General features: G+C 70.2%; 16 protein-coding genes. 5 read left to right on the top strand and 11 right to left on the bottom strand.

What is annotated here, in order from left to right; all coding sequences use genetic code 11:
• Positions 1-4: 4 nt before the first annotated feature.
• A complete protein-coding gene (locus GGQ59_RS02855) occupies positions 5-481 on the bottom strand; it encodes a DUF3576 domain-containing protein (protein ID WP_183815644.1) in 477 nt (158 codons plus the stop codon).
• A gap of 263 nt (positions 482-744) precedes the next feature.
• On the opposite strand from GGQ59_RS02855, the gene GGQ59_RS02850 reads away from it, so the two are divergent.
• Positions 745-2,010, top strand: coding sequence for a porin (locus tag GGQ59_RS02850; protein WP_183815642.1), 1,266 nt, complete (start codon positions 745-747; stop codon positions 2,008-2,010).
• Here GGQ59_RS02850 and GGQ59_RS02845 read toward each other — a convergent pair.
• A complete protein-coding gene (locus GGQ59_RS02845; RefSeq protein WP_183815640.1) occupies positions 2,000-2,578 on the bottom strand; it encodes a thiamine phosphate synthase in 579 nt (192 codons plus the stop codon). The genes GGQ59_RS02850 and GGQ59_RS02845 overlap by 11 nt on opposite strands.
• Before the next feature lie 9 nt (positions 2,579-2,587).
• On the opposite strand from GGQ59_RS02845, the gene GGQ59_RS02840 reads away from it, so the two are divergent.
• Entirely contained in the window at positions 2,588-3,271 is a 684-nt protein-coding gene (locus GGQ59_RS02840) for a YggS family pyridoxal phosphate-dependent enzyme (RefSeq protein ID WP_183815638.1), read from the top strand.
• 55 nt (positions 3,272-3,326) lie between these two features.
• Complete coding sequence (locus GGQ59_RS02835) at positions 3,327-4,190, top strand: SDR family NAD(P)-dependent oxidoreductase (RefSeq protein WP_183815636.1); 864 nt, start codon at positions 3,327-3,329, stop codon at positions 4,188-4,190.
• On the opposite strand, the gene rimM is transcribed toward GGQ59_RS02835, so the two are convergent.
• The 9 genes from rimM to GGQ59_RS02790 form a co-directional block, all read right to left on the bottom strand.
• Complete coding sequence (gene rimM / locus GGQ59_RS02830; protein WP_221400842.1) at positions 4,097-4,684, bottom strand: ribosome maturation factor RimM; 588 nt, start codon at positions 4,682-4,684, stop codon at positions 4,097-4,099. The genes GGQ59_RS02835 and rimM overlap by 94 nt on opposite strands.
• Before the next feature lie 6 nt (positions 4,685-4,690).
• Positions 4,691-5,086 carry a 30S ribosomal protein S16 gene (gene rpsP, locus GGQ59_RS15115; protein ID WP_183815634.1) on the bottom strand — a complete coding sequence of 132 codons (396 nt, stop codon included), beginning with the start codon at positions 5,084-5,086 and terminating at the stop codon, positions 4,691-4,693.
• 44 nt (positions 5,087-5,130) lie between these two features.
• Positions 5,131-5,544 (bottom strand): hypothetical protein, encoded by a 414-nt coding sequence (locus tag GGQ59_RS02820; RefSeq protein WP_183815632.1) that lies wholly within the window; start codon positions 5,542-5,544, stop codon positions 5,131-5,133.
• Positions 5,541-7,043: a signal recognition particle protein gene (gene ffh / locus GGQ59_RS02815; protein WP_183815629.1), complete on the bottom strand. Its 1,503-nt coding sequence runs from the start codon at positions 7,041-7,043 to the stop codon at positions 5,541-5,543. Before ffh ends, GGQ59_RS02820 begins: the two co-directional genes overlap by 4 nt.
• A gap of 183 nt (positions 7,044-7,226) precedes the next feature.
• Positions 7,227-7,676 carry a methyltransferase family protein gene (locus tag GGQ59_RS02810; RefSeq protein ID WP_183815627.1) on the bottom strand — a complete coding sequence of 150 codons (450 nt, stop codon included), beginning with the start codon at positions 7,674-7,676 and terminating at the stop codon, positions 7,227-7,229.
• Positions 7,673-8,164 (bottom strand): asparaginase domain-containing protein, encoded by a 492-nt coding sequence (locus GGQ59_RS02805; RefSeq protein ID WP_183815625.1) that lies wholly within the window; start codon positions 8,162-8,164, stop codon positions 7,673-7,675. Before GGQ59_RS02805 ends, GGQ59_RS02810 begins: the two co-directional genes overlap by 4 nt.
• Entirely contained in the window at positions 8,161-9,504 is a 1,344-nt protein-coding gene (locus GGQ59_RS02800; protein WP_183815623.1) for a dicarboxylate/amino acid:cation symporter, read from the bottom strand. The genes GGQ59_RS02805 and GGQ59_RS02800 overlap by 4 nt, the downstream gene beginning before the upstream one ends.
• Positions 9,505-9,556: 52 nt before the next feature.
• Entirely contained in the window at positions 9,557-11,026 is a 1,470-nt protein-coding gene (gene glpK / locus GGQ59_RS02795) for a glycerol kinase GlpK (RefSeq protein ID WP_183815621.1), read from the bottom strand.
• Positions 11,027-11,091: 65 nt separating this feature from the next.
• Positions 11,092-11,787 (bottom strand): response regulator transcription factor, encoded by a 696-nt coding sequence (locus GGQ59_RS02790; protein WP_183815619.1) that lies wholly within the window; start codon positions 11,785-11,787, stop codon positions 11,092-11,094.
• A gap of 83 nt (positions 11,788-11,870) precedes the next feature.
• Between GGQ59_RS02790 and GGQ59_RS02785 the strand changes: the two genes are divergently transcribed.
• Both GGQ59_RS02785 and GGQ59_RS02780 read left to right on the top strand, forming a co-directional pair.
• Positions 11,871-12,395, top strand: a complete 525-nt coding sequence (locus tag GGQ59_RS02785; RefSeq protein ID WP_183815617.1) for a L,D-transpeptidase family protein — start codon at positions 11,871-11,873, stop codon at positions 12,393-12,395.
• A gap of 64 nt (positions 12,396-12,459) precedes the next feature.
• Complete coding sequence (locus GGQ59_RS02780) at positions 12,460-14,766, top strand: NADP-dependent malic enzyme (protein WP_183815615.1); 2,307 nt, start codon at positions 12,460-12,462, stop codon at positions 14,764-14,766.
• The last annotated feature ends 59 nt before the right edge of the window (positions 14,767-14,825 follow it).

The raw sequence follows: 14,825 nt of genomic DNA, 5'->3' as shown, positions 1-14,825 counted from the left end.
GCCACTAAGAGAGACTGTTCAGCCGCAGCTCGCGGGCCCGCGTCAGGATCGCGTTCTCGAGCTCGGCGGCGGTCGCCGGGTTCACCGGGGCGTCGGTCCAGCTGAGGCGGCCCTGATCGTCGCGAAGGGGCTGGCCGGTCTCGTCGAGGAGGAGCTGTTGGCGGAAGACCGAGACCCGCAGCGCGTCGGCACGCAACGCCGTGTCGAGAATGAAGACGTTGGCCTTGAACCGTTCGGTCGGCACCTGCGGGTTCGCGTACCAGTCGGTGAGGATCACGCCGGCGACGGGATCGACGCTGAAGAGCGGCATGAAGTCCATCGTCTCGAGGCTGGCGGTCCACAAGTAGCGGTTGACCCCGCCCGTCGTGCCGCCGTCCGCGCGGGAGGCCGTGCCCGAGCCGCCGGAGGCACAGGCCGCCAGGACCGCGGCGCTGAGCGCGACCGCAAGAAGCTTGAAGCGGCGAAGGGTCTGAGGCGACATGCAGGCATCCTGAGTTGCGGGCGTCCCGCGCGACGACGGGCGAGGGCGGGCGCACACTAAGGCGCGCGCCGAAGCGGTCAATGGGAGCGGGAAACGGGTTCCAGGAGGTTAACGAACGAGCCCGTTAACCTAGCCCCGTGTCTTTCCCGTCACGATCACGCTTTTCAGGGCCGTTCTCGTCACGGAACCTTTGAACGATGCGGCTATGCGCGCAATATCGCACTGAGAGAGCCGTAAAGGCCGCTTCGGGAAGGACATTCGTCGTGCGCCACGCCGCGCCAGTCACATCGCGCTCCGCTTTGCTTCGCCTCGCCGCGGGCACCCTCGCTTTGTTCGCAGGACTCGGCGTGCAGGCGCAGGACAGCCGCATCGAGGTGACCGGTGAAGTAAGCGCGGCGCCCGGCGTCGTGGACGGTGACGTCAAGGCGGACGCCGACGCGCTGATCCGGGCGGAGGGGACGACCGTGACGGGCTCCGGGCTCGAACTGGGCGCGGGCGCGGCGCTGCGGGCCGACAGCGACATGCCCGAGCATCGCTACGCGGGCGGCCGCTACTCCTCTTTGACGGCGGGCGGTCCGCGCGGGCTCGGCCTCTCCTCCGGCGACGTCTTCGTCGAAGGGGCCTACCTCTTCGCGCGCGGGGGCTTCGGCTCTCTCTATGTCGGCCGTGACGACGGCGTCGCCTCGCGCTTGGCCGTGACCTCGCCCAGCATCTTCCGCGCCGTGCGCGTCGGCGACTGGCGCTCGGACCTGACCGGCCTCAACGACGTGCACGTCCTCAACGACTTTTCGGGGTCCGCGACCAAGCTCACCTACATGCCGCCGCCGGGCCTCCTCGGCGGCATCATCGGTCAGGTGCAGATGGGCGTCTCCTACGCGCCGCGCCTCGGCGATTGCGGCAGCGACGCCTGCGCCCCAGTGAACGGATACGTCCCGCTGGAGACCGGCGAGGGCAGCGTCCTCGTCTCGCCGGAGCAGTCCTGGCGCGACGTGGTCGAGGCGGCGATCTACTACCAGAAGGGGATCGAGGTCTCGGGTGAGCCGCTGCAGCTCGGCCTCGGGGCGTCCTACGTCAGCGCGCAGGAGGACGAGGCGCTCGTCTTCCCCGGGCTCGACCTCCTCGGCGACTACCGCGCCTACGCCTTCGGCATGAACGTCGCCTATGGCGGGCTGACCGTGGGCGGCTCGGTCAAGTCGACCAATGCGGGCCTTCGCGACACGGACGACGAGGACTACCTCGCCTTCGACGCGGGCGTGACCTACGAGGCCGGCGACTGGAACTTCATGCTGGGCTACGGCGCGGCCGATGCCGGCCGCGACGCCGGCCTCCTCGTCGGCCCCGTCCAGAACCCCATCCCCTACGCGCTCGACCGCCGGACCCAGACCGCCCAAGCCGGGGTCTCCAAGGTGCTCGGCCAGGGCGTCTCGCTCGGCGTCGCGGCGCAGTATGTGGACGCCGACAAGCCCGACGCGCTGGGCGGCCCGGAGAACGCCGCCGCGATCGTGCTGGAATCCTCGATCAAGTTCTAAAGGCGCCGAGCGCGGCGATGCCTTGGAACGGCGTGCCGATCAGACGCCGGGCCGAGGCCGCGTCGACTCCGCCGAGCGCGAAGCCCGGATAGGACAGCGTCCTCGCGATCGCTGCGGCGCGGGCGGGTTCGAGCGACGAGGCGTCCGGATGGCTGCGCGTCGCGAAGACCGGCGAGACCAAGCCGAGATGCGGACGGAGCGACCGCTTGACGACGCCCTCCCGGACACTGTGCACCGACACGCTTCGCAGGCCGGGCGCGAACGCGTTGTGCCCGCCATGACCCCCGCCTCCGGCTGCGACCAGAAGGTGTCCCTGCTGCCTAGCGGCATCGTAGGCTCGGGCGAGCAGGCAAGCACGCCGCTCCGCCCCGAGCCCGTAGTGGCGGAACACGATCAGGATCGGCGGCGCCTTCGGCAGACGTTCGAGGAGCGAAACGAGATCCGGGTGCGCGCGCTCATCCGTCATCATGACGAGCGCGAACGGCAAGGCGCAAGGCACCCCGCTCGCGCGGCGCACCGCCCAGGCGGCCCGCTGCAGCCGCATGACACGGGCGGAAAGATCGTCCATGCGGGCGGCATGACACAGACCGACGTGACCGAGAACTACGAGGACGTGCTTCGCCGCATCGCGCGCGCGGCGACCGAAGCCGGACGCCGGCCCGAGGACGTGACGCTGACGGCGGTGACGAAGACGCACGAGGGGGCGGCGATCCTGCCGCTGCTCGAAGCGGGCCATCGCGACTTCGGCGAGAACCGCGTGCAGGAGGCGCAGGCAAAGTGGCCCGCCCTGCGCGAGCGGTTCGCGGGCGTGACGCTGCGCCTCATCGGTCCGCTTCAATCGAACAAGGCGTCCGACGCCGTTGCGCTGTTCGACGTGATCGAGAGCGTCGACCGCGAGAAGATCGCCCGCGTCCTGGGCGCGGAGATGGAGAAGCAGGCCCGTCGCCTGCCCGTCTACGTCCAGGTCAACACCGGTGAGGAGCCGCAGAAGGCGGGCGTCGCGCCCGAGGACGCCGTCGCCTTCGCCGCCCGCGCGCGGGACGAGCACGGTTTGGACGTCGTCGGCCTGATGTGCATCCCGCCGCAGGACCAGCCGCCCGCCCCGCACTTCGCGCTTCTGTGGGAGCTCGCGCAGGAAGCGCGCCTACGCGAGGTCTCGATGGGCATGTCCGGCGACTACGAAGCGGCGGTCAGCCTCGGCGCGACCTCGGTCCGTGTCGGCTCCGGCCTCTTCGGCGCGCGCCCGACAGGCGAGGGCTAGCCTCGGCTGGTCCGAACGAGGCTAGACTGACGGTCCGCGGGACGGAGGGACGGAGATGGCCGGTATCTACGAGGGGCGGACCGCCCTCGTCACAGGAGCGTCCTCCGGGCTCGGCGCGGCTTATGCCCGGGGGCTCGCGGCGCGAGGCGCCGACCTCGTCCTCGTCGCGCGGCGTCAGGAACGGCTCGACGCCCTCGCCGAGGCGCTTCGCGCGCGCGGCGGCAAGGCCGAAGTCGTGACTGCCGACCTCGCGCAGCCGGACGCGGCAAAGGGCGTGATGGCGACGCTCGACGCGCCGCCGGACATCCTCGTCAACAATGCGGGCTTCGGCCTGCCGGGCGCCTACGCCGCCACGCCCTGGGAGGCGCAGCGGGACTTCATCCAGCTGATGGTCACCGCCTACGCGCAGCTCGCCCACATCGCGAATGCGAGCATGCACGAGCGGGGGTGGGGGCGGATCGTCAACGTGGCGAGCGTCGCCGGCCTCGTTCCCGGCAGCGCCGGCCACACGCTCTACGGCGCGTCCAAGGCCTTCCTCGTCGGCTTCAGCCAGTCGCTGGCGGCGGAGGGAGCGGCCGCGGGCGTCCGCGCGCAGGCCTGCTGCCCCGGCTTCACCCATACGGAGTTTCACGATGCGAACGGGACGCGCGAGCGGATGAACGCCCTGCCCGGATGGATGTGGATGGAGGCGGCCGACGTGGTCGAAGGCTCGCTGGACGCCCTTGAGGACGGGCCGGTCGTCTACGTCCCCGGCGGCGTCAACAAGGCGCTCGCCCGCTTCTCCCGGCTCATTCCGAGGGCGGCGGCGGAGCGCCTGATGAACCGTCAGTCCGCGACGTTCCGACGGACGGACGCGGGCGCGCCGTCCTCTTCGGGGTCGGGATCGGGCGCTTCTTCGGGCAGCACGACGACGAGGTAGCCTTCTGCGACGTGCAGTTCGGGCACGTCTTCCTTGGTGAACGGCAGAAGCACGGACCCGCGCCGTCCAGGCACGCCGGTCAGCTCGACGACGTCGCCGGCCCCGAAGTCCGTCACGGCACGGACACGGCCGGCGGGCGCGCCCTCGGGCGTGCGCGCCTCGAGCCCCTCGAGGTCTTCGAGGTAGAACTCGTCCTCGTCCTCCGGCGCGGGCAGCGCCGAGCGGAGGACCGTCAGCTCGGCGCCCGAGAACGCCTCGCAGTCCTCACGGGCGGCGATCTCCTTCGCCTTGGCGACGAAGAGGCCGGGCTTCACCTCGCGCAGGAGGCGAACGGTCAGGGTCCGTCCATCGCCGGTGCGCAAGGAGCCGTAGGCCGCGACGTCCGCGGGATCGGACGTGAAGCTGCGCAACTTGAACTCGCCGCGCACGCCGTGGGCGCCTGCGAACTGTCCGAGGACGATGCGTTTGCCGTCCGCCTTACCGTTCGCAGGCAAGCCCGTTTACTCCGCCGTCTCTTCGGCGGCTTCTTCGGCCGGGGCGTTCGCGGCTTCTTCCGCGGCACGGGCGCGCTCGGCCCGTTCCTCGGCGCGTTCCTGCGCCTTCTTGCCCGGCTTGCCCTTGTTCGGGTTCTCGCCGTGCTTCCAGTTCATGAGACCGGCGGTGCCGAGGAAGCGGGCGACCCGCTCGGTCGGCTGCGCGCCGCGCTCGAGCCAGTGCTTGGCGCGGTCGGTGTCGATCTTGATCCGGTTCTCGTCGTCCTTGGCGAGGAGCGGGTTGTAGGTGCCGAGCTTCTCGATGAAGCGGCCGTCACGCGGCATGCGGGCGTCAGCGACGACTACGGAGTAGAAGGGGCGCTTCTTGGAGCCGCCGCGGGAGAGCCTGATCTTGAGGGACATGGTTTGGTTCCTTCGTTCTAAAGGTTCGGTTTTCGGTTCGGGGTTCACTCGGCTTCGATGACGACGCCTGCGTCGTCACCGTAGGTTCGTCCGTCCTCGGTGCAGGCCCGGTAGATGGCCTCGTCCGCGGTCTCGACCGCGAACTGGGCCTCTCGCCGCTCCAAGGGGGATGGGTCTTCAGACAGGCGGGTGAAGGCGCTGACCTCCCCCGTGCCGTCCCGGTTCGTTCGGATGATCACGTCAACCGGCAGGTCGTCGTTGAAGAGCGCGGTGAAGCGCTCGGCGTCGCCGTCGCGCCGCAAGCCGCCGCGAACCGCGAAGCCCTCCGCAGCCAGCACCGCGTCGCGGGCGCAGGACGCCTCGATCGGCGCCAGGAGGTAGTTCATGGCGCTGACGGTGTCGTCGTCGGAACCCGAACAGCCGATCAGCGCGGCGAGGAGGGGCACGCAGCGGATCACTTCTTCTTCGGCCCGCCAAGGCCGGGCAGACCGAGCGAGGAGAGGTCGGGCGCCTGTCCCCCGCCGGGGCCGCCGAGGCCCGGAAGCCCCCCGCCTCCGCCAAGACCCCCCATGCCGCCGCCGGGCATCCCACCGGGGCCGCCCATCGCGCCCAGGGCCTGCGCCATCTGCTGGGCCATGCCGCGCTTTCCGCCCTTGCCCATCTTCTTCATCAGGGTGGACATGCCCTGATGCGCCTTGAGAAGCTTGTTCACGTCCTGGACGGAGGTGCCGGAGCCCGCCGCGACGCGCTTCTTGCGGCTCGCGTTCATGACCTTGGGGTTCTTGCGCTCCTTGCTCGTCATGGAGCTGATGATCGCTTCCTGCCGCCGGATCTCGCCGTCGCCGAAGCCGCCCGCCTGGTCGACCGCGCCCTTGAGCTTGCCCATGCCCGGCATCATGCCGAGGATCGAGTTCATGCCGCCGAGCTTTCGCATCTGCGCGAACTGCTCGGCGAGGTCGTCGAGGTCGAACTCGCCCTTGGCCATCTTCTTGGCCTGCTGGCGCGCCTTCTTCTCGTCGATCTCCTGGCTCGCCCGCTCGACGAGGCCGACGATGTCGCCCATGCCGAGGATGCGGCCCGCCATGCGTTCGGGGTCGAAGGCGTCGAGGGCGTCGAGCTTCTCGCCCATGCCCGCGAACTTGATCGGCGCGCCCGTGACTTCGCGCATGGAGAGCGCGGCGCCGCCGCGCGCATCGCCGTCGAGGCGGGTGAGGACGACGCCGCTGACCGGCACGCGCGCCTTGAAGCGCGAAGCGGTCTCGACCGCGTCCTGACCGGTCAGCGCGTCGAGGACCAAGAGGGTCTCGGCCGGGTTCGACGCGCCGTGCACGTCCGCGACCTCGGCCATCAGCTGCTCGTCGATCGACAGGCGGCCCGCCGTGTCGAGGATCACGACGTCGAAGCCGCCGAGCCGGGCCGCCTCCATCGCGCGCTTGGCGATCTGGACCGGCGTCTGGCCCTGCATGATCGGCAGGGTCTTCACCTTCGCCTGCTCGCCGAGCACGGCGAGCTGCTCCATCGCGGCCGGGCGCCGCGTGTCGAGCGAGGCCATGAGGACGCGCTTCTTGTCGCGCTCCTGCAGACGCTTGGCGATCTTCGCCGTCGTCGTCGTCTTGCCCGACCCTTGAAGGCCGACCATCAGGATGGGGACGGGCGGCGCCTTTGCGAGGTTGAGCGCATGGTCGCCCTCGGCGCCGCCCAGCGTCTCGACGAGGACGTCGTGGACGATCTTGACGACCTGCTGGCCCGGCTTGATCGAGCGGAGGACCTCCTGGCCGACCGCCCGCTCCCTCACCTTCGCGACGAAGCCGCGGGCGACGGGCAGCGCGACGTCGGCCCCGAGGAGGGCGACGCGCACCTCGCGCATGGCGGCGTCCACATCCTTCTCGCTGAGGGCGCCTCTGCCCGTCAGCTGTTCGAAGGTGGCGCTCAGTCGTTCGGACAGGCTGTCGAACATTTAGGTCTCCTTCTCGCCAAACGCGAAGCACCGCCGCGAGGGCGTTACCCCGGCGGCGGGACATCCCCGGCCCCGTCTTCCCACTTGGGGTGCGAAGGGTCGTGCCGGTAGACGCGCGTGTTCACGCTTGGTCCGATGTGGCCGCGGGCGTTAGCCGAGGGGCCGCCCCCCGTCAACGTGCCCTCAGACGAGGAGCCAGCGCGGCACCTTCGCCGCGTAGTCGTCATAGTCGGGCCCGAAGAGCGAACGGAGCGCCTTCTCTTCGGGCCGGATCTGCCAGGCGGTCAGCGCGGCGATGAAGCCGAGCGTCAGGAAGAGGCCGAGCACCGTGCCGAGCGCCAGCGCCAAGCCGAAGAGGCAGAGCGCCATGCCGACGTAGATCGGGTTGCGCGTCAGGCGGAAGACGCCGCGCGTCAGGAGCGCCGTCGCCCGCCCCGGCGCCCTCGGATCGACCGTGGTCTTGCGGCGCTGGAAGTCCGCGACCGCGCCGCCAGCGAGGCCGAGCCCGAGGATCGCGAAGGTGAGCCCGAACCAGGGCAGCGGGGCGAGTTGCAGGCCCGGCACGAGGGCGGAGACGGCGATCAGGCCGCCGAAGAGAACGAACCAGACGAGCGGGGGGACGCGGAGCCTCATGCGTCGAACCTTCCGAGCTTCTCGTCCTTCTGGACGTCCTTCGCGGCGAAGACGCGGCCGTTCATCACGGCGAAGACGCCCGGCGGCAGGGTCTGGGCCGCGATCACCGCGCCGCCGAGGTTGAAGGCCGCGTCCGAGACGAAGAGGGAGTAGGGCCGCATGGCGCCCGTCAGGACGACGGTCTTCTCCGGCGCCTTCCCGTCCAGGAAGCGCGCGGTCACGTCCATGGTGCTCGTTCCGTGCGTCACGACGATCGCGTCCTCGGGCGCGGACGCGACGTGCTGCGCGAGGAGGGCGCGGTGCGTGTCCGTCATCTCCAGGCTGTCGATCTGGAAGAGCTGCTCGGTGACGGGGTGCGTGCAGCGGCCGTGCTCGAGCACTTCGGGCACCTGGCTTCGCCCGGCGCCCGCGAAGGCCAGCCCCTCGGTGCGCCAGTCATGGACCTTGTCGAAGGTCCCGCCCGTGGTGAGGATCCTTACCGCCTTCACTGCGCGTGGCCCGAGCGGAACACGTCCTCGTCGAGCTCGCCCTCCCACTTGCCGACGGTGCAGGCGACGGCGGCGTCTCCGGTGACGTTGGTCATGGTCCGCATCATGTCGAGAAGGCGGTCGAAGGGAAAGACGAGCGCGATCACGGCGACGGCCTGCTCGGTCGTCACGCCGAAGGTCTGAAGGACGGCGACCGCGAGGAAGAGGCTGGCCGAGGGGATGCCCGCCGCGCCGACCGAGGTCGCGGTCGCGGTCACCGCGATCGCGACGTACTGACCCAAGGAGAGGTCGATCCCCAGCATCTGCGCCGCGAAGACCGCGACGAGGCCCAGATAGATCGAGGTGCCGTCCATGTTGATGGTCGCCCCGAGCGGCAGGACCGAGCCCGCCACCGATCTGTGCACGCCGAGGTTCTTGCTGACATTGGCGATCGTCACCGGCAGCGTCGCGGAGCTCGACGCCGTCGAGTAGGCCGTGCTCATCGCATCGAGGATGCCGCGCAGGAAGTGCACGAAGGGCAGACGCAGCACGCCCTTGATCAAGAAGCCGTAGACGAGCGCGATCTGCAGCGCGCAGGCGAGGTAGAGCGCGATCGTCAGCTTGCCGAGGCTGAGGAGCACCGACAGTCCCTGCGTTCCCATCACCCAGGCCATGAGCGCGAAGACGCCGTAGGGGGCGAGCGCCATGACGAAGCCCGTGAGCTTCAAGATCGCCTCCGCCGCGCTCTCCATGCCGCGGCCGATGGGCCGGCCCGCCTCCCCCGCCGTCAGGATCGCGACGCCGAAGAGGATCGAGAAGAAGATGATGGCGAGGATGTCGCCCTCGACCATCGCCGCCACGGGGTTCGCGGGGATGATGTCGAGGAGTTGCTGGACGACGGTGCGCTCGGCGGCGGCCGCATCCCGCAGCCGGTCCGTCACGTCGGAGGCCGCGCCCGCCTGGACCGAGGCGAGGTCGAGGCCGACGCCCGGGCGGAAGATCGCCGCCATGAGGAGGCCGAGCACGACCGCGACGATCGTCGTCAGCATGTAGAGGCCGAGGGTCTTCGCGCCGAGCGAACCGAGCTTCTTGGGGTCGCCCATCGCGATGACGCCCGTCGTCAGCGTCGTGAAGACGAGCGGCACGATGAGCATCCGGATCAGCTGGACGAAGGCGTCGCCGATCGGCTTCGCGCTCGCCGCCGCCTCTCCGAAGAGAAGGCCGAGAACGCCGCCGCCGACGAGGCCGATCAGCACGCGCGCCCAGAGCGGCAGGCCTCGGCGGCCGAGGACGAAGAGCCCCGCGAAGGCGGCCAGCGTCAGAACCCAGAAGGCGAGCGTTCCCGCCAAGCTTCCCGTCATGCCCCTGCCCTCGCGATGCCAACCGGCACTGTAGCGGGACCCGTCCGCCCTGTCAGGAGACGAGGGTGCGGCGGACCGCGTCCTGCCAACGGGCCCGGCGCGCCTTGCGGGCGTGGGCCGCGATCTTCGGCTCGAAGCGCTTCTCGGCCCGCCAGAGCGAGGCGGCTTCGTCCAGGCTGGCGAAGAGGCCCGCTTGCACCCCGGCCAGCATCGCCGCGCCCATCGCGGTGGTCTCCGTCATCACCGGGCGTTCGGTCGGCAGGCCGGTGACGTCCGAGAGGTCCTGGCAGAACCAGTCATTCGCGACCATGCCGCCGTCGATCCGAAGGCTCTCGATCACGCCGCCATCCGCCCGCATGGCCGCGACGAGGTCGTCGGTCTGGTGCGCGACCGCGTCCAGGGCGGCCCGCGCCAGCTCGGCGGGGCCCGTGTCGCGTGTGAGGCCGAAGATCGCGCCGCGCGCCTCGGCATCCCAGTGCGGCGCGCCCAGGCCCGTGAAGGCCGGCACCATGACGACGCGGCTGTCGGCCTTGGCCTGCGCCGCCAGCGCCTCGGTCTCGGCCGCATGGTCGAGGACGCCGAGCCCGTCGCGGAGCCATTGGACCGCCGCGCCCGCGACGAAGATCGAGCCCTCGACCGCGAAGGTCGGCTTCCCGCCCAGGCGGTAAGCGACGGTCGTCAGGAGGCGGTGGCCCGACCGTACCGGACTGCCGCCCGTGTTCAGGACGACGAAGCATCCCGTGCCGTAGGTCGACTTGATCATGCCCGGGGCGAGGCAGGCCTGACCGATCAGCGCGGCCTGCTGATCGCCGGCGATGCCGCCGACGGGCAGGCCTACGCCAAGGGCTTCCCTCGTCGTGGTGCCGAAGTCCGAGGCGCAGTCGCGCACGTCGGGCAGCAGGGCGCGCGGCACGCGGAAGAGGTCGAGAAGCTCGTCGTCCCAGTCCTGTGCGTCGAGCCCGAAGAGGCTCGTCCGGCAGGCATTGGTCGCGTCGGTCGCGTGGACCGCGCCGCCGGTGAGGCGCCAGAGGAGGAAGCTGTCGATCGTTCCGGCTGCGAGTTCGCCGGCTTCCGCCCTGGCCCTCGCGCCCTCCGTGTGGTCGAGGAGCCAGGCCAGCTTGGTCGCGGAGAAGTAAGGGTCGATGAGGAGGCCCGTGCGCTCGGCGATCAGCGCGTCGTGCCCGGCCTCGCGCAGGCGGCGGCACTCGAGGGCGGTCCGGCGGTCCTGCCAGACGATGGCGGGCGCGATGGGGGCGCCGGTCTTCCGGTCCCAGACCACCACCGTCTCGCGCTGATTGGTGATGCCGAGCGCGGCGGGCGTCTCCTCCGCCCTTTCGAGGACCGCCCGCGCGGTGCGGACCTGGCTGTCCCAGATCGCCTCGGGGTCGTGCTCGACCCAGCCGTCGCGTGGGTAGCGTTGCGGAAACTCCTCCTGCGCGCTGTCGAGCACGCGCCCATCGGCGCCGATCAGGAGCGCGCGGCTGGAGGTCGTGCCCTGGTCGAGGGCGAGGATCGTCGGCATGGGGCCTCCCGTTTTGGCAGGAGGCTAGGCCGAAGCCGGGCCCGGTACGATGCCGGGCCGCAGCCTCAGGCCTCGAAGTTCAGCCGGTAGCCGCCCGAATCCGTCATCAGAAGCGTGGTCTTGCCGGCCTCCGGCTCGATCTTCTGACGCAGGCGGTAGACGTGGGTTTCCAGCGTGTGGGTCGTGACACCCGAGTTGTAGCCCCAGACCTCGTCGAGCAGCGTATCGCGGCTGACCGGCTGGCCGCCCGCGCGGTAGAGGTACTTCAGGATCGAAGCCTCCTTCTCGGTCAGCTTGATCCGCCGGTCGCCGGCCGCGACGAGCATCTTCACCGCGGGCTTGAACTCGTAAGGGCCGATCTTGAAGACCGCGTCCTCGGACTGCTCGTGGCTGCGCAGGTGGGCGCGGAGCCGCGCGAGGAGGACGGCGAACTTGAAGGGCTTGGTGACGTAGTCGTTGGCGCCCGCGTCGAGGCCGGTGACCACGTCCTTCTCGTCGTCGGCGCCGGTCAGCATGATGATCGGCGACTTGAAGCCGCTCTCGCGCAGGCGTTTGCAGGCGTCGCGGCCGTCCATGTCGGGCAGGCCGACATCGAGGAGAACGAGGTCGATATGCCCCTCGGCGCGGAGCTTCTTGAGCGCCTCGCCGCCGGTCGAGACGGTCTCGACGTCGAACTCCCGGTGCTCGGCGAACTGGTCGGTCAGCGTCGCTGCCAACAGTTCGTCGTCTTCCACCAGGAGAACCCGCGCAGCGCGTGCCATAACTTTACTTTCCCTGTGCCACCCGACCCGGCCGTATCCCTGGACCGGGTTTATCAAACCTTGCGAGGAGGCAACACCACGAAATGGGCTTCGTTCTGACGACAACTCACGAAGATGGGACATTCGGCTTCCTACGTGGCGGGAATGCCACGTTTCCGTGTGCTTTCGGTCGTGCCGGCGTCACCGATCGAAAGCGCGAAGGCGACGGCGCGACGCCGCTCGGCCGCTTCCGCCTCCGAAGCTGCTACTGGCGGCCCGATCGGGGGGCCCGGCCGTCCACCGGGCTGCCGACGATCCCCATCCGCAAGGATCTCGGCTGGTGCGACGACCCGGACTCCGCTCTCTACAACCGCCCGGTCCGCCTGCCCTTCGCCGGCCGGCACGAACGGATGTGGCGTGAAGATCGGGCCTACGACCTCGTCGTCGTCCTCGACCAGAACATCGAACCCGCCCGCCCGGGCGGCGGCTCGGCCGTGTTCTGGCACCTGACGAAGTCCGACGCGGCGATGACCCAGACCGAGGGCTGCGTGGCCGTCGCGCCGGACGCGATGCGGACGCTCCTCGCGCGGTGCGACCCGGCGACGGTGATGGAGATCAGGTCCGCATGAAGGGACGCGTGACGCGAATGCCGCCGCGGCTAGCCGCCTGACGCCGGGCCGGTTATGCCCTCTTATGGCCGAGGACACGACGACCCGCTTCACCGATCAGGAAGCCTTGAGCTTTCACAGCCGGGGCAAGCCCGGCAAGCTCGAGGTCACGCCGACCAAGCCGATGGCGACGCAGCGCGACCTGTCGCTCGCCTACTCGCCCGGGGTCGCCGTTCCCGTCCTGAAGATCGCCGAGGACCCGAACGCCGCCTACGATCTTACGACCAAGGGCAACATGGTCGCGGTGATCTCGAACGGCACCGCGATCTTGGGGCTCGGCAATCTGGGCGCCCTCGCCTCGAAGCCCGTGATGGAAGGCAAGTCCGTCCTCTTCAAGCGCTTCGCGGACATCGACTCGATCGACCTCGAGGTGGACACGTCCGACCCCGACGCCTTCATCGACGCCGTGCGCTACCTCGGCCCCTCCTTCGGCGGCATCAACCTCGAGGACATCCAGGCGCCCGACAGCTTCTACATCGAGGAACGCCTCAAGGAGCTGATGGACATCCCGGTCTTCCACGACGACCAGCACGGGACCGCCATCATCGCCGCCGCGGGGCTCCTCAACGCCCTCGACATCGCGGGCAAGCCGATAAGGGACGTGCGGGTCGCGGTCTCCGGCGCCGGCTCGTCCGCGCTCTCCGTCGTCAGCCTGATCAAATCGCTCGGCGTGCGTCCCGAGAACGTCCTCGTCTCGGACAGGACGGGCGTCCTCCACCGGGGACGCCAGGACCTCAACCAGTGGCAGTCCGCCCACGCCGTGGACACGGACAAGCGCACGCTCGCGGAGGCGATGGACGGCGCGGACGTCGCGATCGGCCTGTCGGCGGGCGGCGCGTTCACCCAGGAGATGGTCCGGTCGATGGCGAAGAGCCCGATCATCTTCGCCATGGCGAACCCGATGCCGGAGATCACGCCCGAAGCCGTCGCCGCCGTGCGGTCCGACGCGATCATGGCGACGGGGCGCTCGGACTATCCAAACCAGGTCAACAACGTCCTCGGCTTCCCCTACATCTTCCGCGGCGCGCTCGACGTCAGGGCCCGGACGATCAACGAGGAGATGAAGGCCGCCTGCGCGCGCGCCCTCGCAGGCCTCGCCCGCGAAGACGTCCCCGACGAGGTCGCCGTCGCCTACGGCAAGCGGCTTCAATACGGCCCCGGCTACATCATTCCGACCCCGTTCGATCCCCGCCTGATCAGCGCCATCCCTCCGGCCGTCGCCCGGGCGGCCTGCGAGACCGGCGTCGCGCGCAAGCCGATCGTCGAGGCCGAGATGCCGGCCTACGCCGAGAAGCTCGCCACCCGGCTCGATCCCTCCGCGGGCTTCCTTCAGACGATCTACGCGTCCGTGCGTTCGAACGATCCGAAGAAGCGCATCGTCTTCGCCGAGGGGGAGGAGGAGGTCGTGGTCCGGGCCGCCTACCAGTTCCAGAACCAGGGCCTCGGTCAGGCGATCCTCATCGGGCGCGAGGATACGGTGCGCGGCACGGTCGAGCGCCTCGGCCTCGAGCGGGAGCACGGCATCGAGATCTGGAACGCGCGCGAGAGCACCAAGAACGAAGCGTACACAGACTACCTCTACGGACGCCTCCAGCGGCGCGGCTACCTCGAGCGGGACTGCCGGCGCCTCGTCAACCGGGACAGGAACGTCTTCGCCGCCTGCATGCTGGCGCATGACGACGCCGACGGCATGGTGACGGGGGTGACCCGGCACTACAACGCCGCGCTCTCGATGATCCAGCTGGCCCTCGACCCCCGGCCGGGCGAGCGGACGATCGGCATGTCGGCCATCTTGGCGCGTGGGCGGACGGTCTTCATGGCCGACACGACCATCGCGGAGCTGCCCTCCTCCGAAGAGCTCGCCGACATCGCGGTCCAGACCGCCCACGCGGTCAAGGCGCTCGGCTTCACGCCTCGCGTCGCCTTCGTCAGCCATTCGAACTTCGGCAACCCCGACAGCCCGCACATGCACCGCGTCTCGGGCGCGGTGAAGGCGCTCGACGCACGGGCCGACGTCGACTTCGAGTACGAAGGCGAGATGACGCCGCGCATGGCGCTCAACGAGAAGGTCCGCGCGATCTACCCCTTCGCGCGGCTGACCGGCCCGGCGAACGTGCTGATCACGCCCGGTCTCCATTCGGGCGGCATCTCGACGAAGCTCCTCGCCGAGATCGGCGGCGCGACGGTGATCGGCCCCGTTCTCCTCGGGCCCTCGAAGCCCGTGCAGATCGTGCAGACCGGCCCGAGCGCAGGCGACGTCCTGACGCTCGCGGCGATGGCCGCCTACGACCTCGACCGCGAGCACCGCGACTGGGCCGACGGCCGCCGCTGAGCGGGAAGGGTGGAGCGGGCGGGCGGCATCGCCTAGCTTGCGTCCCGCAAAAGCAGGAA

The organism is Parvularcula dongshanensis, from assembly GCF_014199615.1.
GTDB classification, from domain to species: Bacteria; Pseudomonadota; Alphaproteobacteria; order Caulobacterales; family Parvularculaceae; genus Parvularcula; species Parvularcula dongshanensis.
This window is presented reverse-complemented; position numbering and strand designations above follow the sequence as displayed.

Excerpts from the sequence above, each read along its gene's own strand:
- glpK (WP_183815621.1), bottom strand. The coding sequence starts at position 11,026 with ATGCCGACGATCCTCGCCCTCGACCAGGGCACGACCTCCAGCCGCGCG.
- GGQ59_RS02800 (WP_183815623.1), bottom strand. The coding sequence starts at position 9,504 with ATGACGGGAAGCTTGGCGGGAACGCTCGCCTTCTGGGTTCTGACGCTG.
- GGQ59_RS02790 (WP_183815619.1), bottom strand. The coding sequence starts at position 11,787 with ATGGCACGCGCTGCGCGGGTTCTCCTGGTGGAAGACGACGAACTGTTG.
- rpsP (WP_183815634.1), bottom strand. The coding sequence starts at position 5,086 with ATGTCCCTCAAGATCAGGCTCTCCCGCGGCGGCTCCAAGAAGCGCCCC.
- ffh (WP_183815629.1), bottom strand. The coding sequence starts at position 7,043 with ATGTTCGACAGCCTGTCCGAACGACTGAGCGCCACCTTCGAACAGCTG.
- GGQ59_RS02845 (WP_183815640.1), bottom strand. The coding sequence starts at position 2,578 with ATGGACGATCTTTCCGCCCGTGTCATGCGGCTGCAGCGGGCCGCCTGG.
- GGQ59_RS02810 (WP_183815627.1), bottom strand. The coding sequence starts at position 7,676 with ATGAGGCTCCGCGTCCCCCCGCTCGTCTGGTTCGTTCTCTTCGGCGGC.
- GGQ59_RS02840 (WP_183815638.1), top strand. The coding sequence starts at position 2,588 with ATGACACAGACCGACGTGACCGAGAACTACGAGGACGTGCTTCGCCGC.
- GGQ59_RS02855 (WP_183815644.1), bottom strand. The coding sequence starts at position 481 with ATGTCGCCTCAGACCCTTCGCCGCTTCAAGCTTCTTGCGGTCGCGCTC.
- GGQ59_RS02785 (WP_183815617.1), top strand. The coding sequence starts at position 11,871 with ATGGGCTTCGTTCTGACGACAACTCACGAAGATGGGACATTCGGCTTC.
- GGQ59_RS02780 (WP_183815615.1), top strand. The coding sequence starts at position 12,460 with ATGGCCGAGGACACGACGACCCGCTTCACCGATCAGGAAGCCTTGAGC.
- GGQ59_RS02835 (WP_183815636.1), top strand. The coding sequence starts at position 3,327 with ATGGCCGGTATCTACGAGGGGCGGACCGCCCTCGTCACAGGAGCGTCC.